Origin of the sequence: Micromonospora sp. DT178, assembly GCF_049841695.1 — a bacterium.
Lineage (GTDB): Bacteria > Actinomycetota > Actinomycetes > Mycobacteriales > Micromonosporaceae > Micromonospora.
In genome coordinates this window covers 359,654-383,240 of the sequence record NZ_JBNCKV010000004.1, presented here as the reverse complement: position 1 = coordinate 383,240, position 23,587 = coordinate 359,654, and the positions used below count along the sequence as shown (strand labels likewise).

The window sequence follows — 23,587 nt, the reverse complement described above, 5'->3', positions numbered from 1 at the left end:
GAGAATGGCTCCTGTGGTGAAGTCCCCCGTCGGCGTCGAAGATGTGCGAGTGATCACCGACGTGCCGACCCCCGACGACTCCGCGCCCGACCCCGAACGGCTCCGGCTGGCTCAGGCCGACGCCGGGGAGCAGGACTGGCGCGCATGGGGTCCCTATCTGTCCGAGCGGGCGTGGGGGACGGTACGGGAGGACTACAGCGAGCACGGTACGGCCTGGGACTACTTCCCGCACGACCACGCGCGGTCCAGAGCCTACCGGTGGAGCGAGGACGGCATGGCGGGCGTCTGCGACGACCGGCAGACGTTCTGCTTCGCCCTCGCCCTGTGGAACGGCAGGGACCCGATCCTCAAGGAGCGGATGTTCGGCCTCGGCGGCGACGGCGGCAACCACGGCGAGGACGCCAAGGAGTACTGGTGGTACGAGGACTCCACCCCCACCCACTCGTGGATGCGCTGGCGCTACCACTACCCGCAGGCCGCCTTCCCGTACGACGAGCTGGTCGCGGTCAACGCGCTGCGCGGCCGGGACGACACCGAGTACGAGCTGGTCGACACCGGCATCTTCGACGACGACCGGTACTGGGCGGTGACGGTCGACTACGCCAAGGCCACCCCGACGGACCTGTGCGTCGTCGTCACCGTCGCCAACCGGGGCGACCGGGCGGCCACCCTGCACGTGCTGCCCACCCTCTGGTTCCGCAACACCTGGGCGTGGGGGCTGCCCGGCGGTGACCGGGTGCCCCGGCTGGTCGGCGAGGGGTCGCGGCTCGTCGGCGAGCACCGGGTGCTCGGTCAGCTGCTGCTCGAGGGCGACGGCGAGCCCACGCCGCTGCTCTGCGACAACGACACCAACGCCGAGCGGCTCTGGGGGCTGCCCGGCCGCTCCCCGTACCCGAAGGACGGCATCAACGACCACGTGGTCGACGGCGCCCCGACGGTCAACCCGGACCGGGAGGGCACCAAGGGCGCGCTGCACTACGTGCTGGACGTGCCGGCCGGGGCGCAGCGGCGCATCCGGCTGCGGCTGACCCGTACCGCCCCGCCGCCCGGTGGCACCCCGCCACCGCCGGCAGACCTCGGCGACGGCTTCGACGCGGTGGTGTGGGCCCGGCGGGCCGAGGCGAACCGGTTCTTCGCCGGGGTCATCCCGGCCGCCGCGACACCGGACGAGGCCCTGATCGCCCGGCAGGCGATCGCCGGGCTGATGTGGGGCAAGCAGTTCTACCACTTCGACGTCAAGCGCTGGCTGGAGGGCGATCCTGGCTCCCCGCCGCCTCCCTCGGGTCGCCGGCACGGGCGCAACAGCGCCTGGTGGCACATGACGAGCTTCGACGTGATCTCCATGCCGGACCCGTGGGAGTATCCCTGGTACGCGGCCTGGGACCTGGCCTTCCACTGCGTCAGCATCGCCCGGGTCGACCCCGGCTTCGCCAAGGAGCAGCTGCTGCTCCTGCTCCGCGAGTGGTACCTGCACCCCAACGGCCAGATCCCCGCGTACGAGTGGGCGTTCGGCGACGTGAACCCGCCGGTGCACGCGTGGGCGGCGCTGAAGGTCTTCGAGATCGACGGCAGCCGGGACCACGACTTCCTGGCCCGGGTGATGCACAAGCTGCTGCTCAACTTCACCTGGTGGGTCAACCGCAAGGACACCGTCGGCAACAACGTCTTCGAGGGCGGCTTCCTCGGGCTGGACAACGTCGGCCCGTTCGACCGCTCGGCGGCGCTGCCGGTGGCCGGCGTGCTGGAGCAGTCCGACGGCACGGCCTGGATGGCCATGTACGCGCTGAATCTGCTGGACATCGCCGTCGTGCTGGCCGAGCACGACCGGACGTGGGTCGACACCGCCACCAAGTTCTTCGAGCACTTCGCCTACATCGCCGCCGCCGCGTACGAGCAGGGCCTGTGGGACGCCGAGGACGAGTTCTTCTACGACGTGCTGCGCCTCGCCGACGGCTCGAAGGTGCCCCTGAGGGTCCGCTCGGTCGTCGGCCTGCTGCCCCTGGCCGCGACGACCCGGCTCACCGCCCACACCCTGCACCGGCTGCCCGAGCTGCACGCCCGGTTGCGCTGGTTCCTCGCCAACCGCCCCGAGTACGCCGACGTCATCGGCGCCCGGCGGCTCGGCCCCGACGGCCGCCAGCACCGGCTGCTGTCCATGGTCGGCCCGGAGCAGATCGTCCGGCTGCTCGCCCGGATGCTCGACACCGACGAGTTCCTCTCCGAGTACGGCCTGCGCACGCTGTCGCGGGCGCACCTCGACAAGCCGTTCTCGGTGACCCTCGGCGGCCAGGAGTTCAGCGTCGGCTACGAACCGGCCGAGTCGACCAGCGGCCTGTTCGGGGGCAACTCGAACTGGCGCGGCCCGATCTGGATGCCGACCAACTTCCTGCTGATCAGCGCGCTGCGCGACTACGCCGCCTTCTTCGGCGACGACCTCCAGGTGGAGTATCCGACGCGGTCGGGGGTGAAGCGGACCCTCGACGAGATCGCCGACGACCTCTCCGCGCGGCTGATCTCGCTGTTCACCCGCGACGGCTGGGGCCGGCGGCCGATCTACGGCGCCGCCCAGCTCTTCCAGACCCACCCGGACTGGCGGGACCTGATCTGCTTCCCCGAGTACTTCCACGGCGACAACGGCGCCGGGCTGGGCGCCTGGCACCAGACCGGCTGGACGGCCCTGGTCGCTGACCTGATCCTCACCCTGCGCCGCTGACGGCCCGTCCCGCCGCCCTCGTCCTGTCCCGCCGCGCACGGCTCGTCCTGTCCCGCCACGCCCGTCCCGCCCGGCTCGTCCTGGCGCGGCTCGACCGGCCCGATCCTCGGCGGTCAGCCAGGCGCAGAGTCGCCAATCCGTCGCGAGTCCCTTACGGGTGGTGACGGTCGCTAGCATCGGCGGCGTGTCGCCAGCAGAGGGAGCAGACGCCGCGCCGGGCGAGCGGGAGCGCGTGGTCCTGGCCGCTCGCCAGTTGGCCGAGGCCGAGGGATGGCCGGCGGTGACCCACCGCCGGCTGGCCGAGCGGATCGGGGTCGACATCGAGGTCGTCTACCGTCGGTTCCCGGACCCGGCCGCGTTGATGTCCGCCGTGGCGGTGCGCGGCTTCGCTGATCTGGCCGCCGTGCTCGCCGCCGCCCGGGACACCGCCACCGGGGGCGAACGCGGGGAGTGGCCGGCCGTGGTGACGGCCTACCTGGACTTCGCGTACGCCAGTCCCGAGGTCTACGACGCGATGCTCGCCCACACCTCGGACCTCACCCTGGGCCGCGACCCGGGGCCCGGGGCGCCCCGGGCGGCCTTCGCCGAGCTGCGCTCGGCCCTGACGCCATTGGCTGCCGGCCGCGACCCCGACACCCTCGCCGAGCTCGGCTGGGCGCTGCTGCACGGCACGGTCATGCTCACCCGGGGCGGGCGGCTGCGCCCGGACAAGCAGGAACAGCGCGAGGAAATGATCATGGCGAGGCTGCTCGCCAACCCATGACCGCGCGGCCTCACAACCCGCTTGCCGCTCGGAATCCTGGACAGTTACGGTGCGCACCGCACGGGAACTGTCCAAGATCAGATGGATGCGCCCCCGCCAGCTTGGCTCGGAGCCGCATCGCGGGGAGGGGAGGCATGGGGGACACGCCGCGCCGGCGCGACGGGCAGGTGCTCGTCTTCGACGCCGACGACACGCTCTGGGAGAACAACGTCCTGTTCGAGCGGGTGATCGACGACTTCCTGGAGTGGCTGGACCATCCCACCCTCGACCGGGCCGAGACCCGGGCCATCCTGGACGACATCGAGCGGGCCAACGCGGTCGCGCACGGCTACGGCAGCAAGGTGTTCCTGCGCAGCCTGGGGGAGTGCCTGGAGCGGCTTCGGCAGCGGCCCGCGACCGAGGCGGAGCGGCGCGAGATCGAGGAGTTGGCCGCCGCCCTGGTCGCGCACCGGGTCGAGCTGATGCCGGGGGTGGCCGAGGCGCTGGACGCCCTGGCCGCCCGGCACGAGCTGCTGCTGCTGACCAAGGGCGAACGCGAGGAGCAGCAGCGCAAGCTCGACGCCTCCGGGCTGCTGCACCACTTCCGGGCCGCGCACATCGTGCGGGAGAAGGACGTCGACACCTACCGGTGGCTGACCCGGGAGCACGGCGTCGACCCCGCCGTCACCTGGATGATCGGCAACTCGCCGAAGTCCGACATCCGGCCCGCCCGCGCCGCCGGGCTGAACGCCGTGTTCATCCCCAACGAGAACACCTGGGTACTGGAGCACGACGAGCTGGACCCGGCCGACCCGGGCGTGCTACGGCTGTCCGCGTTCCCCGAACTGCTGCGCCACTTCTGAGCCGGGCCCGGGCCACGGGGAGCGGCGGCGACGCGCCGGACGCACTTGTCGCCTCGACGGGAAACAGCGTTTGCCAGGGGGGCCGCGTTACGTCGACATGCCGCATTTTCACCTTGGCATCAATCACGCTGGTTCGGCCCCGCTTCGTCCTTGTCCGTGCCCCAGCGGCACGCCTAGCCTGATTCGGCGCTCACGGCTCTTCGGGGTGAGTCGGGGGCGTGCCGAAGTCCGGCAGGTGGGCACCATGGAGCTGAGTGCAGGCGGCAGGCTCGCCGCGTTGAGCCCGGCGTGGGCGGCGTGCCACGCCCACGCGCTCATCCGGTGCGTCCGCTACCACGCCGGACGGCTGGGGACAGGACCGGGGAGTTGCGGCCCCGGTCCTGACACCCCGCGAGCGGCGGCTCCGGCCGTCGCCCGGCGCGGGACGACGAACCCCGCAGGACGACGAATTTCCGGGACGACGGACCCGTGGCGGCGCCGCCTCAGGAGACCTCGCCGCGCACGATCGCCACGGCCACCCGGCAGAACTCGTCCATGTCCGGGTTGAAGCCGGCGGCGATGTCAGGGTGCAGCCCCGAGCGCGTCTCGTCGAGCAGCCGCTGGCAGATCTGCTCCACCGGCTCGCCGGCGTAGCTGGCGCTGATCCGCTCCGTGGCGGCCTGCAGCGCCGAGGTCAGCTGGTCCTCCAGCGGGCCCTGCAGCTTCTGCTGCACGGGATCGAGCCCGCGAGGGTCCAGCGTGACATGTGGCTCCGACATCGGCGCTCCCTTCGTCGGCGTCCGCGGTACCCCACCGCGGTCGTCGGTCAAACCACGTGCGGTACGGCGGCGACCCGAACCTGGTACGAGAAGTCCTCCGCCGGCTTCTCCGCGTACGACAGCCGCCGGATCTGCCGGTCGTCGTCGTAGAGGGCGACGTCCATCAGGACGCCGAGGTGCGCCAGGCCGATGCTGGCCACCCGCTTCTTGTCCTGGAGCACCGCGCACACCCCGCCGAGCAGGGTGCTGGCGTCGGAGGTGCGGTGCCCCGGCGGGCAACGCAGCACGAGGTCCACCTCGATCGGCCCGGACAGCGGGGTCCAGCCGGTGCGCTGGGCCGCGGCGCGGGCCGCATCGAGCAGGGCGCGGACCCTCGTCGCCTGCCGGTGCCCGGCGGCGAAGACGGACAGCGCCTCGGTCCTGACCGGTGGCAGGCCGCTCACCTCGAGCGTCAGGGCGAGAGCGCGGGTGTCCTGCACGACGGCACCTCCTCGTTGGGACCGATCCTGCCCAACGAGGCCCAACGGCGAAGGGTGATTCCCACGAGAACCCACCGATCGGGGCGCACCGGCCCACCCCTGGGCGACTGCCCGCCCCACCACGTTGTCGATCATGAGGTTGGCCGGGACGAAACGGACGAGACGCACCGCCAACCTCATGATCGTCGAGGTGGGGCGCGATCTTGTTACGGTGGGGCCGTGGCGGACGGGGTGGGCGGCTGGGGGATGAGGTTCCTGCTCTGGCTGGGGCTTCCCCTCCTCGCCCTCCTCGGGCTGGGCCTCGGCGTGCCCGACGTCGCCGCGGCCTGGCGGGCGAAGTCCGGTGGCGGCACGGCGGGCACCTTCACCGCACTGCACGAGAGGTGCAGCCGCAACTGCGTCTGGCACGGCGACTTCGTCCCGGACGGGGGCGGGACGCCGCGGCACGACGTCGTCGTCTACGACGGGCCGGACAGGCTGACCCAGGGGGCCACCGTCGCGGCCCGCGACACCGGCGCCCGCAGGGGCGTCTTCGCCGCGCGGGGCGGCGACACCTGGTTGCTCTTCACCGGGCTCGCGGCGGCCGGCGTGCTCGCCCCGATCGGCTGGGTGGTCCTGCTGGTGCGCGCGATGACCAACCGGCGCCGGATCACGCCCGGGCCAGGGGCAGCCGGTCACCCCGTTTCACGCGGGTGAGGCGCCCCCGACCGGGGATGGCCATGACGGTGCCGGCGAAGGGTCAGTGGCGGGCGCGCTTGACCTCGTGGAAGGCGGGCATCCGGATCAGGGGTAGCAGCGAGTCCCAGATCGTCAGGGCGTCGTCGGTGCCGGGGACCTCGGTCAGGATCGGGCCGTGGATGCCCCGCTCGGCGCCCGGGACCATGAGCACCGGCGCGCCGATGTCCGGGCCGGCCGAGGCGTACGCCAGGGCGTGCGACTCGCGTACCGCCTCGTCCCAGCGGTCGTCGTCGAGCGCCGGCGCGGCGGCGTCAAGGCCCGCCGCCTCGACGGCCGCGTCCACGATCTTCGCCGACAGCGGGTTGCCCGCGTCGTGGCTGCGGGCACCGATCTCGGCGTAGAACCGGGCGGCGTCGTCGTGGCGGCCCTCGGCGCGCAGCGCCTCCACCAACCGCAGCGCGCGGCTGGAGGCGGTCATGGCGTCGGCGTACTCCGGCGGCACCCGCCCCGAGTTCAGGATGGCCAGGCTGAACGCCCGCCACTCGATGTGCAGGCCCCGGGCGTCGGCGACGGCGACGAGCCAGCGGGAGGTGCGCCAGGTCCACGGGCAGGCGGGGTCGAGGAAGAAGGTGGCGTCCATCGGCCGAGCCTACGGGTGACCGGGCCGGTCCGCACAGCGGTGATCCGCGCCACACCCCGTGATGTCGGCGCCGTCCCATCAGCGTCAGGTTTCGCAACTTCGCAGGTCGGGCAGTGTTGGGGCCACGAAACGTCCGGGACGACGGAACCGCTGGTCAGACGGCCCGAACGGCTCGCCGCGCGCCGGGGCGCGGAGCCTCACCCCGGCCTTTGGCCGACACGAGGGGAGGGGTGATGAGCGACCCTGACAAGGCCCGCCGCCGACGGCGGCCACGCGTGCGCGCGGTGGCTGCCGCCGCGGCGTTGACGCTGGTGGCGCCGATGGCGGCCGCCTGCGGTTCCGACGGGGACGGCGGTACGCCCACGATCAACCTGTACTACCCGCCGGAGCAGAACCTGCAGAAGGTCGTCGACGACTGCAACGCGCAGGCCCAGGGGCGCTACAAGATCGTCTACCGGGTGCTGCCCCGGCAGGCCGACGACCAGCGGGTGCAGCTGGTCCGCCGGCTGGCCGCGCAGGACAGCGGGATGGACGTCCTCGGCCTCGACGTCACCTGGACCCAGGAGTTCGCCAGCGCCGACTGGATCAGGGAGTGGACCGGGCAGGACCGGGCGGAGGTCGAGCAGGGCACCCTCGCCGGCCCGCTGGAGACCGCCCGCTACTCCGACAAGCTCTACGGCGCGCCGAAGAACACGAACGTCCAGCTGCTCTGGTACCGCAAGGACCTGGTGCCGCAGCCGCCGAAGACGTGGGACCAGATGATCTCCACCGCCCAGGAGCTGAAGCAGCAGGGCAAGCCCTACCAGGTGCTCACCATGGGCGCGCAGTACGAGGGCCTCGTCGTCCTCTACAACACCCTCGCCGAGAGCGCCGGCGGCAAGATCCTCAGCGACGACGGCAAGCAGGCCGTGATGGACGAGGGCACCGTCCGGGCGCTGGAGCAGCTCCAGCGCTTCGCCACGTCGGGCGTGACGTCGCCGTCGTTCAGCAACGCCACCGAGGACCCGGTCCGGCTGGAGTTCCAGGCCGGCGACGGCGCCTTCCAGGTCAACTGGCCGTTCGTCTACCCGGCCCTGCAGGAGGCCAACCCGGAGCTGGCCAAGCAGGTCGGCTGGGCCCGGATCCCGGGCGTCGACGAGAACACGCCGAGCAAGGTCACCATCGGCGGGATCAACATGGCCGTCAGCGCCTACTCGAAGCACCCCGAGGAGTCCTTCGAGGCGGCCCGCTGCATCCGCAACGAGAAGAACCAGAAGTTCTCCGCCGTCAACGACGGCGTGCCGCCGACCATCGAGAAGGTCTACGACGACCCGGAGATGGCCGAGGCGTACCCGATGCGGGACACCATCCTCGAAGAGCTCAAGGAGCCGGCGGTCCGGCCGCTGACCCCGGCGTACCAGAGCATCTCCACCGTCATGTCGGCGATCCTGTCGCCGCCGTCGGCGATCCGGCCCGAGCAGACCGCCGACGAGCTGCGCGACGCCATCGCCGACGCCCTCGAATCGAAGGGGGTCCTGCCGTGATCGAGCGCATCCGGCGACTCGACGCCGACCGCCCGGAGGTGGCGGCATGAGCGTCAACGCCACGCCGGCGGGCGCCGACGTGGCCGCCGACGAGACGGCCGCCCGGCCCGGCCGGGACGCCAAGGTGCCGGCCCAGCGCGCCGGTCGGGGCCGCAAGTCCCCGCTGAGCGAGAACAAGAAGGCCGAGCGCCGGCTGGGCTGGCTGCTCTGCGCGCCCGCCGCGCTGGTCATGGTGCTGGTGACCGCGTACCCGATCATCTACTCGGTCTGGCTGTCGCTGCAGCGCTACGACCTGCGCTTCCCCGCCGAGCGCGAGTTCGTCGGGCTGGAGAACTACGCCACCGTGCTGACCAACGAGTTCTGGTGGACGGCGTTCGGGGTCACCGCGCTGATCACGGTGGTCACCGTCGCCGTCGAGCTGGTGCTCGGCATGGGACTGGCGCTGATCATGCACCGCACGCTGGTCGGCCGGGGCATCGTGCGGACCGCCGCGCTGATCCCGTACGGCATCGTCACGGTCGTGGCCGCCTTCTCCTGGCGGTACGCGTGGACGCCCGGCACCGGCTACCTGGCCAACCTCTTCAGTGACGGCGCGCCGCTGACCGAGCGGGCCAGCTCGCTGGCGATCATCATGCTGGCCGAGATCTGGAAGACCACGCCGTTCATGGCGCTGCTGCTCATGGCCGGCCTCGCCCTGGTGCCGGAGGACCTGCTCAAGGCGGCCTCCACCGACGGCGCCACCTCCTGGCAGCGGTTCACGAAGGTGATGCTGCCGGTGATGAAGCCGGCGATCCTGGTCGCGCTGCTGTTCCGCACCCTGGACGCGTTCCGGGTGTTCGACAACATCTTCGTGCTGACCGCGGGGGGCAACGAGACCTCGTCGGTGTCGATGCTCGCCTACAACAACCTGATCCGGGGCCTGAACCTCGGCATCGGGTCGACGATGTCGGTGCTGATCTTCCTCACCGTGGCGATCATCGCCTTCGTCTTCGTGAAGCTGTTCGGTACCGCTGCCCCCGGCAGCGACGACGGGGAGAGGCGTTGAGATGGCTGACACCACCACCCGGGCCAAGCTGCGCTGGGGCCTGCTGGACGCCATCGTGGTCGTCTTCGCGCTGGTGCCGGTGCTCTGGATCATGTCGCTGTCGTTCAAGACGCCGGCGACCCTGACCGACGGGAAGTTCATCCCGCAGGAGTGGACGCTGGACAACTACCGGACGATCTTCCAGACCGACCAGTTCGTCCGGGCCCTGGTCAACTCGATCGGCATCGCGCTGATCGCCACCGTGATCGCCGTGGTGCTCGGCGCCATGGCCGCGTACGCGATCTCCCGGCTGGACTTCCCCGGCAAGCGGCTGCTGGTCGGGGTCTCCCTGCTGATCGCGATGTTCCCGCAGGTGTCCCTGGTGTCGCCGCTGTTCGAGATCGAGCGGCAGCTCGGCCTCTTCGACACCTGGCCGGGCCTGATCCTGCCGTACATCACCTTCGCGCTGCCGCTGGCGATCTACACGCTGTCGGCGTTCTTCAAGCAGATCCCGTGGGACCTGGAGAAGGCGGCGAAGATGGACGGCGCGACGCAGGCCCAGGCGTTCCGGCGGGTCATCGCCCCGCTCGCCGCGCCGGGGCTGTTCACCACGGCGATCCTGGTCTTCATCTTCTGCTGGAACGACTTCCTCTTCGCCATCACGCTGACCTCCACCGAGCGGGCGCGTACGGTGCCGGTGGCGCTGTCGTTCTTCACCGGCGAGTCGCAGTTCGAGGACCCCACCGGGGCGATCTGTGCCGCCGCCGTGGTGATCACCATTCCGATCATCCTGTTCGTCCTCTTCTTCCAGCGCCGCATCGTCTCCGGCCTGACCTCCGGCGCAGTCAAGGGATAGGTGGTACTCATGGCTGACATCGTGCTCGACAAGGTGAGCAAGAAGTTCCCGGACGGGACCGTCGCGGTGGCCGACGTCGACCTGGAGATCGCCGACGGCGAGTTCGTCATCCTGGTCGGCCCGTCCGGCTGCGGGAAGTCCACCACCCTCAACATGATCGCGGGCCTGGAGGACATCAGCTCCGGCGAGCTGCGCATCGGCGGCCAGCGGGTCAACGACAAGGCCCCCCGCGACCGCGACATCGCGATGGTGTTCCAGTCCTACGCCCTCTACCCGAACATGACCGTCCGGGAGAACATGGCGTTCCCGCTGCGGCTGGCGAAACTGGACAAGGAGACGATCAACCGGAAGGTCGAGGAGGCGGCCAAGGTCCTGGAGCTGTCCGCCCTGCTGGACCGCAAGCCGGCCAACCTCTCCGGCGGCCAGCGTCAGCGGGTCGCGATGGGCCGCGCGATCGTCCGGCAGCCCAAGGCGTTCCTGATGGACGAGCCGCTGTCCAACCTGGACGCCAAGCTCCGGGTGCAGATGCGCACCGTCGTGTCGCGCCTGCAGAAGAAGCTGGGCACCACCACGGTCTACGTGACCCACGACCAGACCGAGGCGATGACCCTCGGCGACCGCGTGGTGATCATGCGGGGCGGTGCGGTGCAGCAGGTCGGCCCGCCGCAGGAGCTGTACGACCACCCGCGCAACCTCTTCGTCGCCGGCTTCATCGGCTCGCCTTCGATGAACTTCCTGCACGCCGCCGTCGAGGACGGCAAGCTGCGTACGGCGCTGGGCGACGTGCCGATCGGCGAGCGGATCCGCCGCGAGCTGGAGAGCGCGGACGCCCCGCGCGAGCTGATCCTCGGCATCCGGCCGGAGCACTTCGAGGACGCCGCGCTGGTCGACGACGACACCCGCCGCCGGGGCACGGAGTTCGAGGCGCCGGTCGACATCGTCGAGTCCATGGGCTCCGACAAGTACGTCTACTTCAGCGTCGAGGGGGAGCGGGCCAGCGCCGCCGAACTGGAGGAGCTGGCGGCCGACGCGGGCGCCGACTTCAGCGGCGGGGGGACCAGCCTGGTGACCCGGCTGTCGGCCGAGTCCCCGGTCGAGGAGGGGCAGACCCGGCGCGTCTGGTTCAACCTGGAGAAGATCCACCTGTTCGACCCGTCCAACGGGCGCAACCTGACCCTGCACGAGGGACGGGCGGCCGGCGCGCTCGCCGACTGACGTACGCCGCGACGGGCGGGTGGGTCGAACCGACCCACCCGCCCGCTGTCGTGCCAGCGGTCAGCGGCGTCGCCGGCTGCGCTCCGGGATGTCCGCGTCCACCCGCTCCCGGCGGATCTGGTCGTCGATGGGCTGCTCCTCGACGACCTCCTCCTTGGCCAGGTGGACCCGCTCGACGGGCACCGTCTCCTTGCCGACCACCGGCCGCTCGGCCCGCAGGGTCATCTCCTGCTCGGCCTCGCCGATGTCGGCGCGCATGCCACGCGCGTCGCGGGCGGCGATGGGCTCCCGCTCCACGCGCACCTCGTCGTGCTCGACGGGCACGGTGGTGTGCACGTCCTCGGTGACCACGTACTTGCGCAGTCGGGCGGCACCGGCGGGCTGGCTCTCCGTGCCGACCCGCAGCCGCTCCTCGGACCGGATCAGGTCCTCGCCCGCCGCCGGCGCCCGTCCCCGACCGGCGGCCGGCGGGGGCTGCGGAGCCCGCGGGGCCTGCGGCGTCAGACGGTAGTGGGCGTAGAGCTGCTCGATCTGATCCGTGTCCAGCGGCTGGTCGGTGCCGGCGTCCACGGCCGGGGCGTCCTTCACGGTGGACTTGTCGTAGTCGACCGCGAGCCCGCTGTCGGTGATCCGGGCCTTCTCCAGCGGAGCCATCGACTCCTTGTGGCCCATCAGGCCGGTCTTCACACTGACCCAGGTCGGCTCACCGGCGGCGTCGGCCCAGATCTGGCCCACGCTCCCGATCTTCGACCCCGAGCGGTCCTTGACGTCCTGCCCGTACAGCGAGTTGGCCTGCTGTTCGTTGAGCCTCATGGTCGTCATTCCTCCCTCTCGGTTCACGGCCCGGATACCCGGCCGGCCGGCCCGGATTCGTCGACGACCGGACGGATAGGAGCAGCGCCGGGAGGCGGGGCGAGCGCGGCGGGACGACTGGGGCCAGCGGGACCGGTGGGGCCCCTGGGCCGGCGTCTACGCCCGGCGGCCCGCCGGTCAGCCGGGCCAGTCGACGCGCAGCGGCAGGCCCAGGAAGTCGGCGTAACGGCCCAGCGCGCCCGCCACGCGGGCCCGGGCCGGCTCGTCGAGGGGCACCAGCGGGAACACCGTGGCCGTCACCCGGGTCCTGCCGACCGCGCGCTTCCACGTGCCCACGACCCGCCCGTCGCGGACGACCGTGGGCTGGAAGACGCCGTTGCGCCCCGGCACGATCGCGTCGGCGTGGGCGGGATCCAGCATCAGCGAGCGGTCCTTGAAGCCCAGCAGGTACTCGTCGAAGCCGGGCAGCACCAGCAGGTCGTCGACCGGCGCGCGGGGCGCGTCGAGCAGGGCGGCGTCGACCAGCGCATCCTGCCCGTCGACCCGCACCGTCGTGAGGGCGTCGCCGGCCGCCGCGAAACCGCGGCGCGCGTCGGTGAGCGTGAGCCCCGTCCAGCCGGCGAACTCCCGGGCGGTGACCGGCCCGTGCCCACGCACGTAACGGCGGGCGAGGATCGCGAGGGCCTCGTCGCGCTCCGGCCGGCGCGCGTCGGGCGCCCACTCGTCGAGCAGGGCGAAGGTCTGCTCGGTGCCCACGTTCGGCGCGAGGCAGGTGACGCCGCGGACGCTGGCGTACCAGAGCAGGTGGTAGCCGCGCTGCTCGCCGGTGTCGATGCCGGCCGCCCCCAGCGCGGCCAGGCACCGGGCCCGGGTGAGCCGGCCGCCGCCGGCCAGCGCGGCGCCGAGCACGTCGAGCGCGCGGTCCGCGTCGGTCTCGGTCAGCCCGAGCTGCGCGCGGCGGGTGGCGGCGCCGGCCAGCGAGCGTACGCCGGTCAGCTCCAGCATCCAGCGGGCGTCGCGGGGCGGCACGAGGTGCACGGTGCCCCGCATCGGCCAGGTGCGCAGCGCCTCCCGGCGCTCCAGTGCGGCGTGCACGTCGGCGTGGCCGAGCGTGGGCAGCCGCACCCCGAGCGACCACATGCCGCTGGCCAGGTCCTGCGCCTGCATGGCCCCGAACCACTCCACCACGCCGGCCACCCCGGCGGGGCGCACCGTGGGATGCGGGCGCAGCAGCAGGCCGGTCATCCGCAGCGCGAGCGCCTCGCGCCCGGTCAGCTCCGCTGGCATCAGGCTCCTCCGCTCGGGTGGGGCACCAGCCTAGGCCCACCCCCGACAGCCGACGCATGACCGCCGTCGCAGCGGGAAAGCGGCCGGCCAGCAGGCGCGCCGTCCGCGCGCCCGGAGGGAGCGACATGACCGCGTCCAGCGAGCCGGCCCGGGGCGCCGGCGTACCGACCCGTGCCGGCCGGGGCGGCCCGGCCGCCAAGACCAGCGCCGCCGCCGCCTTCGCCCTGGTCTTCGGGGTGGCCGCGCTGATCAGCGTGCTGACCGTGATCCTGTCCTGGATCGGCCTGCTGCTCGGCATCATCGGCGTGATCCTGGGCATCGCCGGGCTGAAGATGGCCGGTCGGCCCGGGGTGACCGGCCGGGGCGTGGCGATCGGCGGCCTCGTGCTCAGCGCCCTGGCGGTGCTGATCGGGCTGGCCTTCGCCGCCGGGGTCACCACCTTCCTCAACGACGAGGGCGGCGTGAACCGGATCCAGCAGGAGGTCGACGACCTGCGCGACCGCCTCGACAACTGACCCGGCGGCCCCTGCCGCGGCAGGCGCCGGGGCGCGCGGTGCGGGCACGTGCGCCCGACTAGGGTGGTCCCGTGCTCCGAGAGGTCTGCGGGATCCGGTACGTCACCCCGCTGCGCGAGGGCGGCTCGCTGCCCGGCGTGGTGGAGGCCGACGACCTCGGCACGTACGTGGCGAAGTTCCGGGGCGCCGGGCAGGGGCCCAAGGCGCTGGTCGCCGAGGTGGTCTGCGGCGAGCTGGCCCGTCGGCTGGGCCTGGCGGTGCCGCCGCTGGTGGTGCTCGACATCGACCCGGTGATCGGGCGCGCGGAGCCCGACCAGGAGGTGCAGGAGCTGCTGCGCAACAGTGGCGGCGCCAACCTGGGCATGGACTTCCTGCCCGGGGCGCTGGGCTACGACCCGGTCGCGCACCCCGTCGAGCCGGCGCTCGCCTCCCGGGTGCTCTGGTTCGACGCGTACGTGGAGAACGTCGACCGCAGCTGGCGCAACCCCAACCTGCTCGTCTGGCACCGCGAACTCTGGCTGATCGACCACGGCGCCTGCCTGTACTTCCACCACAACTGGCCCCGCGCCGAGGCGGCGGTGCACCGGCCGTACCGGGCCGACGACCACGTGCTGGCGTCCTACGCGACCCGGGTGGCCGAGGCGGATGCCGAGTTGGCCCCGCGGGTGACCCGGGACCTGCTGGGCGAGGTGCTGGCGCTGGTGCCCGACGGCTGGCTGGCCGGCGCCGACTTCGACTCCGCCGACGCGGCCCGCGCGGCGTACGTGGACCATCTGGCCCGCCGGGTCGCGCGCAGGGACGACTGGCTGCCGCAGGGGAGCGCGGCGTGAGGGAACCCTTCGAGTACGCCGTCGTGCGGCTGGTGCCCCGGGTGGAACGCGGCGAGCAGGTCAACGTCGGCGTGCTGCTCTACTGCCAGCGGCGGGACTTCCTCGGTGTGCGTACCCATCTGGACGCCGGCCGGGTGCGGGCGCTGGCCCCGCAGGTCGACCTGGCCGCGGTGGCGGCCGTGCTGGATTCCTGGGACCGGACCTGCGCCGGCGACGGCCCGTCGGGCGGTATGCGACTGGGGGAGCGGTTCCGCTGGCTGGCCGCTCCGCGCAGCACGATGATCCAGACCGGGCCGGTGCACACCGGGCTGACCGCCGATCCGCCGGCCGAGCTGGAGCGGCTGATGGACGCGCTGGTGCGCTGATCCGGCTCTCCTGATCGCGCTTCGCCGGCGACGCTGCCGGCGCAGCGCGATCCCCCGTTCAGGGTGTCCGGTGCCGGGCGGTTGCCGGTCCGCCGGCGCCGTGGGACCAGCATCCCCGTGCCGAGGGTCGGCCGGCACCGGAACGCATCGAAACTTGCGGACATCTTGAGCTACCGCCGGCGACGGGACCGTCACCGTCGGGGCAGCGGACGTCACAGTCGGCGGTGCATGACGAGCAGGTCCACGAAGCCCCGGACGGGGTGCCGGAACGCCTCCGGCACCCGCCCGACCACCTCGAAGCCGAGGGACTGCCAGAGCGCCAGAGCGCGGGTGTTGGTCGCCACGACGGCGTTGAACTGCATGGCCCGGTAGCCCTCGGCGCGGGCGAGCGCCAGCACGTGCTCGCCGAGGGCCCGCCCCACCCTGCGCCCAGCGGCGGCCGGGGCGACCATGAAGCTGGCGTTGGCGACGTGGTCGCCCGGTCCGAGCTGGTTGGGCGCCAGCTTGGCCGAGCCGAGCACCGTGCCGTCCGGGTCGACCGCGACGACCGTGCGGCCCGGCGGCGGCACCAGCCACATCGCCCGGGCCCGCTCCTCGTCGACGTCCCGGGGCCAGGTGTACGTCTCGCCGGCCGCCACGATCTCCCGCAGGAAGGGCCAGATCAGCGGCCAGTCGTCGGTGGTCGCGGCTCTGATCTCCATGTCCCCAGCATCGCCCGCGGCGAGCGGGCCGGGGCCCGCGATCCCCGGATGACCGTTTGACGGCGCAAACATCGGGTAGTCGCCGGAGCTGACCCGGACATGAGGAGGGAACACCCGATGGCTGCCCAGACCAAGGTCGCGGTGATCTACTACAGCGCCACCGGCATCACGTACCAGATGGCGCAGGCGGCGTGCGAAGCCGCCGGCGAGGCGGGCGCCGAGGTGCGGCTGCGCAAGGTGCGCGAGCTGGCGCCCGACGAGGCGATCCGTTCCAACTCGGGTTGGCACGCGCACCACATGGAGACCCAGGACGTCCCCGAGGTGCAGCTGGACGACCTGTCGTGGGCCGATGTGGTGATCTTCGGGACCCCGACCCGGTACGGCGTGATGGCCGCCCAGCTCAAGCAGTTCATGGACACCACCGGGCCGCTGTGGTCGCAGGGCGCGCTGGCGAACAAGGTCTATTCCGCGTTCTGCTCGACGGCCACCTCGCACGGCGGGCAGGAGGCCACCCTGCTGTCGATGTTCAACGTCTTCTACCACTGGGGCGGGGTGGTGGTGACCCCCGGCTACACCGACCCGAGCCAGTTCGTCGCCGGCAACCCCTACGGCGCCTCGCACACCAGCAACAACGGTGAGACGGCGCCGGACGACATCGCGCTCGGCGCCTGCGCGTTGACCGCCAGGCGCGCGGTGCAGATCGGCGCGGCGCTCAAGGCGGGCCTGGCCGGCTGAGCCGGCGCTGCCGATCGGCCGGCTGAGCCGGCGCGACCGGCGGCTCGGGCGGGGGCTCTCGACCCGTCCGGGCCGCCGGTCGCAGCACCCCTACCCCCGATCGGGTCGGCTATGCGCGCTCTGTCGCACCCGACACCCTCCCGGCCGCCGTCGACGGATGTCCCGCCGGCGCGGGCAGCAGCCCGCTCAGCAGGTCGGCGAGGACGGCCACGCCGTCGGGACTGAGCACCGACTCCGGATGGAACTGCACCCCCGCGAACCCCCGCCCGCGCAGCGCGTGCACCGCGCCGTCCGCCGGGTCCCGGGCCAGCTCCACCGGGCCGTACGGGGTGGCCAGCCGGTCGGCCCCGGCGCGCGCGGTGAAGGTGGAGTAGAAGCCGACCCGGCGGCGTGTGCCGAAGACGTCCACCTCCCGCTGGAGCCCCTGGTAGGGCGCGTCCCGGCGGTGCGGCGCCAGCCCGAGCAGGCCGGCGAGCAACTGGTGGCCCAGGCAGACGGCCAGGGTCGGGCGGCCCTCGGCGAGCAGCCCGGCGAGCAGCCCGCGCATCGTGCGCATCTTCGGCTCGGTGGCGCTGCCCGGGTCGCCCGGGCCGGGGCCGACCACCACCAGGTCGTGGCCGTCCATCGGGCCGGCGGCGTGCCACGGCCGCAGCGTCACGGCCAGGCCGAGCGCGCCCAACTGGTGGGCCAGCATGCCGGTGAAGGTGTCCTCGCCGTCGACGATCAGCGCCCGCCGGCCGGCCAGCCCGGGCAGGCCACCGGCGCCCGGCGAACGCTGGTCCAGCCAGAACCGGGCCAGCGGCGCGTTGCGCGCGGCCAGCGCGGCCCGTACCTCCGGGTCGTCGGCGAGCCGTACGGCGGGCTCCGGGCCGCCCGCGGGCGCCTGCGGGCCGAGGCCCAGCGCGGCGAGCACGCCGGCCGCCTTGGCGTGCGTCTCGGCCACCTCGCCCTCGGCCGTCGAGTGCCGCACCAGGGTGGCTCCGACCGGCACCCGCAGCTCGCCGGCGGGGGAGATCTCGGCGGTACGGATCAGGATCGGCGCGTCCAGGGTCTGCCGGCCGGCGTCGTCGCGGCCGAGCAACGCCAGCACCCCGGCGTAGTAGCGCCGCCCGGTGCGCTCGTGCCGGGCGATGACCCGGCAGGCGTTCTCCATCGGGCTGCCGGTGACGGTCGGCGCGAACATGGTCTCCCGCAGCACCTCGCGTACGTCCCTCGTGCCCCGGCCGGCGAGCAGGTACTCGGTGTGGGCCAGGTGGGACATCTCCTTGAGGTAGGGCCCGACCACCTGGCCGCCGTGCTCGGCGACCGTGGCCATCATCTTCAGCTCCTCGTCGAGCACCATGTACAGCTCCTCGACCTCCTTGGGGTCGGCGAGGAAGCGCAGCAGCGCGGCCCGGTCGGCGCCCGCGCCGGTGTGCCGGAAGGTGCCGCTGATCGGGTTCATCATGACCAGGCCGTCGTCGACGCTGACGTGCCGTTCCGGGCTGGCCCCGACCAGGATCCGGGTGCCGGTGTGCACCAGGAAGGTCCAGTACGCCCCCCGCTCGCCCCGCAGCAGCCGGCGCAACGCGGCCAGCGCGGCGACCAGCGGCGGGCCCTGCACGGTGGCGCGCAGGCAGCGGTGGATGACGAAGTTGGCGCCCTCGCCGCGCCCGATCTCCTCGGTGAGCACCCGGCCGACGGTGGCGGCGTACTCGTCGTCGGTGACGTCGAAGCCGGCGTCGGCGGTGCGTACGGGCACGTCGGGCAGCGCGGCGAGCGCCTCGGCCAGCCCGACCCGCTCGTGCCGGGCGATCTCGAGGAACTCCAGCGGGACACCGTCGTCGACGCAGGCGAAGCCCCGTTCGGTGATCTGCCGGTAGGGCACCAGCGCCAGCGTCCGGGGGCCGGGCGTCCCGTCGGGCAGGGGGACGTCGGCGAGCCGGTCCGCCGTGCGTACCGCGCCGGTGAACAGCTCCAGGTGCGCGGCGCCCTCGCGGCGGACGAGCGCGAACGGGCCGGGGTCGCCGCCGCCGACGGCGGTGGCGAGCAGCTCGGTCAGGTCGGTCATTGGGGTCTCCTCGGGCCGGGCGGCGCCCGGCGGGGCGACCGGGAGGGCCGGGGAGAGACCGGCGGCCGCCTCGTCGGGCGGCCGCGTGGGAAGCTACGCGCGGGGGATGGCCGCCGGGTCGGCGGGCCACCAGCAGGACAGGTGCGCGAGCATGCGATCACCCTACGGCCCCGCGCGGGCACCGGAAAGCCGATCGGGCGTACGGCCCACCCGCTGGGACGCCGCGGCGCGGCGCACCGGGTAACTTGACCCGCGATGAACATTCTCGCGCTCGACCTGGGCACCTCCTCGGTACGCGGACTCGTGCTGGACAGGGACGCCCGTCCGCTGCCCGGCGCGCTGGCCCGACGCAAGGTGAGCCTCGTCGTGCACGACGACGGCACCGGCACGCTGGACGGCCCCGGCTACCTGGCCTGCCTGGCGGCGTGCCTGGACGAGCTGGCCGCCGCCGGGCACCTGCGCGACGTGTCGCTGGTGGCGACGTCCGCGCAGTGGCACTCGGTGGTCCCGATCGGCGCCGACGGCGCGCCCCTCGGGTCGGTGCTGACCTGGTTGGACACCCGCCCCGAGGCCCTCGCCGGGGCGGCCGGCCCGGCCGACCCGGACGACTTCCACCAACGCACCGGCACGTGGTGGCACCGCTGCTACTGGTCGATCCGGCTGCCCTGGTTGCGCGAGCACACGGGTGGGCGGATCGCCCGCTTCGCGGGCCTGGCCGAGTACGTGCTGGGCGAGCTGCTCGACTCGGCACCCATGTCGATCTCCCAGGCCTCCGGCACGGGCCTGCTGGACCTGCGGACGCTGGACTGGGACGCCGAGGCGTGCGAGCTGGCCGGCAGCCGCGTCGACGAACTGCCCGAGCTGGCGCCGAACGGGTGGCGGGGTCGGCTGCGGCCGGCGTACGCGCGGCGCTGGCCGCAGCTCGCCGACGTGCCCTGGGCCGGCCCGGTGGGCGACGGCGCGGCGTCGAACGTCGGCTCGGGCTGCGTCGAGCCGGACCGGGCCGCGGTGACGGTCGGCACGTCGGCGGCGGTCCGGCTGGTGCAGCGCGTCCCGGCGGGGCAGGCGATGCCGCCGCTGCCCGGGGAGCTCTGGCGCTACCGGGTCGACCACGACCACGTGGTGACCGGCGCCGCGTATTCCTCCGGCGGGAACCTCTTCGCCTGGGCCGACCGGGAGCTGCGGCTGCCCGGGGGCAGCGAGCTGGAGGCCGCCCTGGCCCGGGTGCCGCACGGGGGCGGCCTCCCGGTGAACGTCCGCTTCGGCGGGGACCGGCCGCCCGGGATGGCCCCGGCCGGCTCGGGCGCGCTGGGTGGCCTGAGCTTCGGCACCAGCGCGGTGGAGATCCTGGCCGGGCTGATGCGGGGTCTGTGCGACCTGGTCGCTGACGACCTCGTCGTGCTGGAGTCCACCGTCGACGAGTCGGTCGAGGTGGTGCTCGGCGGGGGCGCGATGGCCGCCTCCCGCTGGTGGCGTACGACGTTCGCGGCGGCGCTCGCGCCCCGGCCGGTGTGGTACGGGAGCAACCCGGAGGTCGGGGCGAGCGGCGCGGCGCTGGTGGCCCTGGGCCGCGTCGGTGACGCCTCCCGGCTCGCCGCCATCGTCCGGACGGACGAGACCGCCTCACCCTCCTGATTGGCACCTCAGCCCGCCCCGTTGACACGGCTCGCGGGCCTGGTTGGATGGACTCCGCTCCCCGGCTCGCGGCGGACGCGGGACTGGGAGGGGGTACGTGTGGGGGCAGGTCCGGAACCGCCCGACGACACGGCGTCGGCGCATCGCCGGCGCCGGTTCGACGTCCGGGTGGTACCGCACCGTCGCCGTTCCCCGTTCCGGCTGCGGGACTGGCGGATGCGCACGAAGCTCGTCACCGTGCTGGTCATCCCGTCGGTCGCGTTCCTGGTGCTGGCCGGCGTGCAGACCCACACCCTGGTGGGGCGGACGACCGCGCTCGGCGACTTCGCCCAGCAGGTCGGCATCGGCCGGGAGGTCGTCGCGCTGGTGCACCAGCTCCAGCAGGAACGCGACCGGGCGGCCGGTGAGCTGGGCGAGCTGCGCCGAGGTGGCGCGGGGGCCGACCGGGACGCGGCGATCGTCGTGCTGAAGCCCCTGCAGGCGGCCACCGACCAGGCGTTGCGCGACCTGCGCCGGGCCGCCGGGCCGCTGGCCGACGCCGACGCCTCCTGGCGGGTCGCCTACTCCGAGGTGCTGGAGGCCTACGAACAGGTCGCCTACATCCGGGCCGCGATTCCCCCGGCGGTGCTGGGCAGCGACACCATCCTGAGCAACTACCACCGGGCCGTCGACGCGCTGCTGCGCCTGCTCGCCGAGCCCACGCCGGGCGAGGACCGGCCGGCGCTCAGCGACGCGGTGCTGCGCTACGTGCAGCTCGCCCGGGTCAAGGAACTCTCCTCCCGGGTCCGGGCCCAGCTCTACGAGGCCGCCCGCGCCGGCCGGTACGGCGTGGAGGACCAGGTGGTCCTGACCGACCTGCGCGCCCAGCAGTTGACCGCCCTGGGCGCGTTCCGGGTCGCCGCCACCGCCGAGCAGGTCCGCCGCTACGACGAGACCTCTTCGGATCCGGCGTTCCAGGCGGCGACCCGGCTGGAGGAGCAGAGCCTGGCGACCGGGGCCGCCACGCCGAGCGTGCTGCCGGCGCCACAGTGGTGGGCGGCCAGCGAGCAGCGTCAGGAGCTGCTCCGTCGCGTCGAGGCGTCGGTGCTCGACGACGCCGTACGGCAGGCCGACGAGGTGAGCGCGACGCAGCTGCGGACCACGCTGCTCGTCGTCGGCAGCATCCTCTCGGTGCTGCTGGTGGCCCTGCTCATCTCCGTGCTCGTCGGCCGTTCCATCGCCCGGTCGATGCGGCTGCTGCGCGGCCAGGCGCTGCGGATCGCCCAGCTGGAGCTGCCGGACGCCCTGGACCGGCTGCGTACGGTGACCGGGGGTGTCCCGACCATCGAGGTCCCGCCGGCGGTGGTCCGTTCGCTCGACGAGATCGGCGAGCTGGCGGAGGCGTTCGTCGCGGTGCACCGCAGCGCGGTCAACGTCGCCGTCGAACAGGCAACCACCCGGCGCAACGTCAACGCGATGTTCGTCAACCTCGCCCGGCGCAGCCAGGTGCTCGTGGAGCGCCAGTTGGAGCTGCTCGACGACCTGGAGCGCGAGGAGAGCGATCCGGACCAGTTGGAGAACCTCTTCAAGCTCGACCACCTGGCCGCCCGCATGCGGCGCAACGACGACAGCCTGCTGGTGCTCGCCGGGACCGAGTCGACCCGCCGGTGGAACCGGCCGGTGGGGCTCGGCGCGATGCTGCTCGCCGCCAGCGCCGAGATCGAGCAGTACCAGCGGGTGCGGCACGGCGCGGTCGCCGACCTGCACGTCGTCGGCCACGCCGTCGGTGAGCTGGTCCACGTCCTGGCCGAGCTGCTGGAGAACGCCACCTCCTTCTCCCGTCCCGACACGGTCGTGGCGGTCACCGCCCGGACCGAGGGCGCCGGCGCGCTCATCGAGATCGTCGACCGGGGGCTCGGCATGAGCCCGGGCGCGCTGGCCGAGGCGAACGCCGTCCTCGCCACCCCGCCGGCGGCCGACGTGGCGACGGTCGAGCGGATGGGCCTGTTCGTGGTGAGCCACCTGGCCGCCCGGCTGCGCGTCGAGGTGCGCCTGGACGGCGGCGAGGACGGCCTCGTCGCCCGGGTGCGGCTGCCCGGTGACCTGCTGGCGCCGGCGCCCGAGCGGGAGGCGCCCGCCCCGGCCCGGATGCTGACCGCCTCGGCGGCCGGCCCGAGCTGGGACGGGGTGCCGGTGGCCGGGCGGCCGCCGGTGTGGGGCGGTGCGCGGCCCGCGGGCGAGCTGCCGGTGGCCGGGCGCCGGCCCGCGGTCCCGCCCCGGCAGGCCCGGTCGGTGCCGGTGCGGGCCGAGGACGTGCTCGCCCCGGCGGCCCGGCCGCCCGCGTCGACCGGCGGGGGCTGGTGGTCCCGGGAGGGGCCGTCGCCCGGTCCGGTGCCGGGGACCTCGCCCACGCCGCCGGCCGTCCCGGTCACCGGCGGGACCAACGAGCGCGGCCTGCCCGTCCGGGTGCCGATGGCGCAGCTCTCCGCCGTCACGCGGCCGGAGCAGCCGGCGGTACGCCACGACCCGGACCCGGAGGCGGTCGGGGGAATGCTGTCCCGGCTCTACAGCGGGGTACGGCGGGCCGAGGCCGAGGACACCACGGAGATTTCCATGCCGCCGGGCGGCGTACACAGCGAAGGGGGACAGCGATGACGACGTTGAGCCGGGAGGCCCGCGACCTGAGCTGGCTGGTCAGCGGATTCGCGGAGCGGGTGCCGGGGGTGGTGCACGCCATCGTGGTCTCCTCCGACGGCCTGCTGGTCGCGATCTCCGACCACCTGCCCCGCGACCACGCCGACAAGCTCGCCGCCGTGACCTCGGGGCTGATGAGCATCACCGCGGGCGCGGCGCAGATGTTCGACGGGGACATCGTCAAGCAGACGGTCGTCGAGATGGGGCGCGGCTACTTCCTGGTGATGCAGGTGCGGGACGGGTCCATCCTGGCCACGCTGGCCGGGTCGGAGGCCGACATCGGTGTGGTCGGCTACGAGATGGCGCGGCTGGCCAAGCAGGCGGGGGAGATGCTCACCCCGGCGCTGCGGGCGGAACTCCAGCAGGCGCTGCCCCGCTGAGCGGGCCGGCGCGCCCGCCCGGCGTCCACCCCGGCGGGCTCGCCCACGAGGGTCCGCCCCGGCGGGCTCGCCCACGGGATCCGCCCCGGTGCCGCCGAGCGGCGCCGGGGCG

The 23,587-nt window shown here is 73.6% G+C and carries 22 protein-coding genes; 15 read left to right on the top strand and 7 right to left on the bottom strand.

Annotation, left to right across the window (positions count from 1 at the left end):
* The first annotated feature begins 4 nt into the window (after positions 1-4).
* From ACLQ22_RS10375 to ACLQ22_RS10365, 3 genes are all read left to right on the top strand, one after another.
* Positions 5-2,713, top strand: a complete 2,709-nt coding sequence (locus ACLQ22_RS10375; protein ID WP_425692077.1) for an MGH1-like glycoside hydrolase domain-containing protein — start codon at positions 5-7, stop codon at positions 2,711-2,713.
* Positions 2,714-2,897: 184 nt separating this feature from the next.
* Entirely contained in the window at positions 2,898-3,476 is a 579-nt protein-coding gene (locus tag ACLQ22_RS10370) for a TetR/AcrR family transcriptional regulator (protein WP_425692076.1), read from the top strand.
* A 134-nt stretch (positions 3,477-3,610) separates the two neighbouring features.
* Positions 3,611-4,318 (top strand): HAD family hydrolase, encoded by a 708-nt coding sequence (locus tag ACLQ22_RS10365; RefSeq protein WP_425692075.1) that lies wholly within the window; start codon positions 3,611-3,613, stop codon positions 4,316-4,318.
* 482 nt (positions 4,319-4,800) lie between these two features.
* Here ACLQ22_RS10365 and ACLQ22_RS10360 read toward each other — a convergent pair whose 3' ends face one another.
* Both ACLQ22_RS10360 and ACLQ22_RS10355 read right to left on the bottom strand, forming a co-directional pair.
* Entirely contained in the window at positions 4,801-5,076 is a 276-nt protein-coding gene (locus tag ACLQ22_RS10360) for a hypothetical protein (RefSeq protein ID WP_358082131.1), read from the bottom strand.
* Between the two features lie 47 nt (positions 5,077-5,123).
* Positions 5,124-5,555, bottom strand: coding sequence for a hypothetical protein (locus tag ACLQ22_RS10355; RefSeq protein WP_425692074.1), 432 nt, complete (start codon positions 5,553-5,555; stop codon positions 5,124-5,126).
* 219 nt (positions 5,556-5,774) lie between these two features.
* Here ACLQ22_RS10355 and ACLQ22_RS10350 point away from each other — a divergent pair, with 219 nt between their 5' ends.
* Complete coding sequence (locus ACLQ22_RS10350) at positions 5,775-6,251, top strand: hypothetical protein (RefSeq protein ID WP_425692073.1); 477 nt, start codon at positions 5,775-5,777, stop codon at positions 6,249-6,251.
* A 43-nt stretch (positions 6,252-6,294) separates the two neighbouring features.
* Here ACLQ22_RS10350 and ACLQ22_RS10345 read toward each other — a convergent pair whose 3' ends face one another.
* Entirely contained in the window at positions 6,295-6,873 is a 579-nt protein-coding gene (locus ACLQ22_RS10345; protein WP_425692072.1) for a DsbA family protein, read from the bottom strand.
* 233 nt (positions 6,874-7,106) lie between these two features.
* Between ACLQ22_RS10345 and ACLQ22_RS10340 the strand changes: the two genes are divergently transcribed.
* The 4 genes from ACLQ22_RS10340 to ACLQ22_RS10325 are packed head-to-tail and all read left to right on the top strand — an operon-like array spanning position 7,107 to position 11,491.
* The gene (locus ACLQ22_RS10340; RefSeq protein WP_425692071.1) at positions 7,107-8,396 is read left to right on the top strand and encodes an ABC transporter substrate-binding protein; all 1,290 of its coding nucleotides are present in this window, start codon (positions 7,107-7,109) and stop codon (positions 8,394-8,396) included.
* 46 nt (positions 8,397-8,442) lie between these two features.
* Positions 8,443-9,441, top strand: a complete 999-nt coding sequence (locus ACLQ22_RS10335; protein ID WP_425692070.1) for a carbohydrate ABC transporter permease — start codon at positions 8,443-8,445, stop codon at positions 9,439-9,441.
* A 1-nt stretch (position 9,442) separates the two neighbouring features.
* Complete coding sequence (locus ACLQ22_RS10330) at positions 9,443-10,276, top strand: carbohydrate ABC transporter permease (RefSeq protein WP_334606538.1); 834 nt, start codon at positions 9,443-9,445, stop codon at positions 10,274-10,276.
* Between the two features lie 9 nt (positions 10,277-10,285).
* Entirely contained in the window at positions 10,286-11,491 is a 1,206-nt protein-coding gene (locus ACLQ22_RS10325; RefSeq protein WP_425692069.1) for an ABC transporter ATP-binding protein, read from the top strand.
* 60 nt (positions 11,492-11,551) lie between these two features.
* On the opposite strand, the gene ACLQ22_RS10320 is transcribed toward ACLQ22_RS10325, so the two are convergent.
* Together ACLQ22_RS10320 and ACLQ22_RS10315 are read right to left on the bottom strand one after the other, a co-directional pair.
* A complete protein-coding gene (locus ACLQ22_RS10320) occupies positions 11,552-12,304 on the bottom strand; it encodes a YsnF/AvaK domain-containing protein (protein WP_425692068.1) in 753 nt (250 codons plus the stop codon).
* Between the two features lie 177 nt (positions 12,305-12,481).
* Positions 12,482-13,591, bottom strand: a complete 1,110-nt coding sequence (locus ACLQ22_RS10315) for a winged helix DNA-binding domain-containing protein (RefSeq protein ID WP_425692067.1) — start codon at positions 13,589-13,591, stop codon at positions 12,482-12,484.
* A 125-nt stretch (positions 13,592-13,716) separates the two neighbouring features.
* Between ACLQ22_RS10315 and ACLQ22_RS10310 the strand changes: the two genes are divergently transcribed.
* The 3 genes from ACLQ22_RS10310 to ACLQ22_RS10300 all read left to right on the top strand — a co-directional run bounded on the left by ACLQ22_RS10310 (position 13,717) and on the right by ACLQ22_RS10300 (position 15,301).
* Positions 13,717-14,106, top strand: coding sequence for a hypothetical protein (locus ACLQ22_RS10310; protein WP_425692066.1), 390 nt, complete (start codon positions 13,717-13,719; stop codon positions 14,104-14,106).
* A gap of 71 nt (positions 14,107-14,177) precedes the next feature.
* The gene (locus tag ACLQ22_RS10305; protein WP_425692065.1) at positions 14,178-14,936 is read left to right on the top strand and encodes a HipA family kinase; all 759 of its coding nucleotides are present in this window, start codon (positions 14,178-14,180) and stop codon (positions 14,934-14,936) included.
* Positions 14,933-15,301, top strand: coding sequence for a DUF3037 domain-containing protein (locus ACLQ22_RS10300; RefSeq protein ID WP_416608995.1), 369 nt, complete (start codon positions 14,933-14,935; stop codon positions 15,299-15,301). The genes ACLQ22_RS10305 and ACLQ22_RS10300 overlap by 4 nt, the downstream gene beginning before the upstream one ends.
* A 212-nt stretch (positions 15,302-15,513) precedes the next feature.
* Here ACLQ22_RS10300 and ACLQ22_RS10295 read toward each other — a convergent pair whose 3' ends face one another.
* Positions 15,514-16,002 carry a GNAT family N-acetyltransferase gene (locus tag ACLQ22_RS10295; RefSeq protein ID WP_425692064.1) on the bottom strand — a complete coding sequence of 163 codons (489 nt, stop codon included), beginning with the start codon at positions 16,000-16,002 and terminating at the stop codon, positions 15,514-15,516.
* 117 nt (positions 16,003-16,119) lie between these two features.
* Between ACLQ22_RS10295 and wrbA the strand changes: the two genes are divergently transcribed.
* Positions 16,120-16,737: an NAD(P)H:quinone oxidoreductase gene (gene wrbA, locus ACLQ22_RS10290; RefSeq protein WP_121400808.1), complete on the top strand. Its 618-nt coding sequence runs from the start codon at positions 16,120-16,122 to the stop codon at positions 16,735-16,737.
* Between the two features lie 109 nt (positions 16,738-16,846).
* On the opposite strand, the gene ACLQ22_RS10285 is transcribed toward wrbA, so the two are convergent.
* Positions 16,847-18,787: an anthranilate synthase family protein gene (locus ACLQ22_RS10285; protein WP_425692063.1), complete on the bottom strand. Its 1,941-nt coding sequence runs from the start codon at positions 18,785-18,787 to the stop codon at positions 16,847-16,849.
* Between the two features lie 255 nt (positions 18,788-19,042).
* Between ACLQ22_RS10285 and ACLQ22_RS10280 the strand changes: the two genes are divergently transcribed.
* The 3 genes from ACLQ22_RS10280 to ACLQ22_RS10270 all read left to right on the top strand — a co-directional run bounded on the left by ACLQ22_RS10280 (position 19,043) and on the right by ACLQ22_RS10270 (position 23,475).
* The gene (locus ACLQ22_RS10280) at positions 19,043-20,422 is read left to right on the top strand and encodes an FGGY family carbohydrate kinase (RefSeq protein WP_425692062.1); all 1,380 of its coding nucleotides are present in this window, start codon (positions 19,043-19,045) and stop codon (positions 20,420-20,422) included.
* A 216-nt stretch (positions 20,423-20,638) separates the two neighbouring features.
* Positions 20,639-23,056 carry a nitrate- and nitrite sensing domain-containing protein gene (locus ACLQ22_RS10275; RefSeq protein WP_425692061.1) on the top strand — a complete coding sequence of 806 codons (2,418 nt, stop codon included), beginning with the start codon at positions 20,639-20,641 and terminating at the stop codon, positions 23,054-23,056.
* Positions 23,053-23,475: a roadblock/LC7 domain-containing protein gene (locus tag ACLQ22_RS10270; protein ID WP_425692060.1), complete on the top strand. Its 423-nt coding sequence runs from the start codon at positions 23,053-23,055 to the stop codon at positions 23,473-23,475. Before ACLQ22_RS10275 ends, ACLQ22_RS10270 begins: the two co-directional genes overlap by 4 nt.
* Positions 23,476-23,587: the final 112 nt, after the last annotated feature.

Coding starts and splice junctions, on each gene's coding strand:
- ACLQ22_RS10320 (WP_425692068.1), bottom strand. CDS start 12,304: ATGAGGCTCAACGAACAGCAGGCCAACTCGCTGTACGGGCAGGACGTC.
- ACLQ22_RS10325 (WP_425692069.1), top strand. CDS start 10,286: ATGGCTGACATCGTGCTCGACAAGGTGAGCAAGAAGTTCCCGGACGGG.
- ACLQ22_RS10275 (WP_425692061.1), top strand. CDS start 20,639: ATGCGCACGAAGCTCGTCACCGTGCTGGTCATCCCGTCGGTCGCGTTC.
- ACLQ22_RS10345 (WP_425692072.1), bottom strand. CDS start 6,873: ATGGACGCCACCTTCTTCCTCGACCCCGCCTGCCCGTGGACCTGGCGC.
- ACLQ22_RS10365 (WP_425692075.1), top strand. CDS start 3,611: ATGGGGGACACGCCGCGCCGGCGCGACGGGCAGGTGCTCGTCTTCGAC.
- ACLQ22_RS10280 (WP_425692062.1), top strand. CDS start 19,043: ATGAACATTCTCGCGCTCGACCTGGGCACCTCCTCGGTACGCGGACTC.
- ACLQ22_RS10375 (WP_425692077.1), top strand. CDS start 5: ATGGCTCCTGTGGTGAAGTCCCCCGTCGGCGTCGAAGATGTGCGAGTG.
- ACLQ22_RS10310 (WP_425692066.1), top strand. CDS start 13,717: ATGACCGCGTCCAGCGAGCCGGCCCGGGGCGCCGGCGTACCGACCCGT.
- ACLQ22_RS10315 (WP_425692067.1), bottom strand. CDS start 13,591: ATGCCAGCGGAGCTGACCGGGCGCGAGGCGCTCGCGCTGCGGATGACC.
- ACLQ22_RS10330 (WP_334606538.1), top strand. CDS start 9,443: ATGGCTGACACCACCACCCGGGCCAAGCTGCGCTGGGGCCTGCTGGAC.
- ACLQ22_RS10360 (WP_358082131.1), bottom strand. CDS start 5,076: ATGTCGGAGCCACATGTCACGCTGGACCCTCGCGGGCTCGATCCCGTG.
- ACLQ22_RS10270 (WP_425692060.1), top strand. CDS start 23,053: ATGACGACGTTGAGCCGGGAGGCCCGCGACCTGAGCTGGCTGGTCAGC.
- ACLQ22_RS10295 (WP_425692064.1), bottom strand. CDS start 16,002: ATGGAGATCAGAGCCGCGACCACCGACGACTGGCCGCTGATCTGGCCC.
- ACLQ22_RS10285 (WP_425692063.1), bottom strand. CDS start 18,787: ATGACCGACCTGACCGAGCTGCTCGCCACCGCCGTCGGCGGCGGCGAC.
- ACLQ22_RS10340 (WP_425692071.1), top strand. CDS start 7,107: ATGAGCGACCCTGACAAGGCCCGCCGCCGACGGCGGCCACGCGTGCGC.
- ACLQ22_RS10335 (WP_425692070.1), top strand. CDS start 8,443: ATGAGCGTCAACGCCACGCCGGCGGGCGCCGACGTGGCCGCCGACGAG.
- wrbA (WP_121400808.1), top strand. CDS start 16,120: ATGGCTGCCCAGACCAAGGTCGCGGTGATCTACTACAGCGCCACCGGC.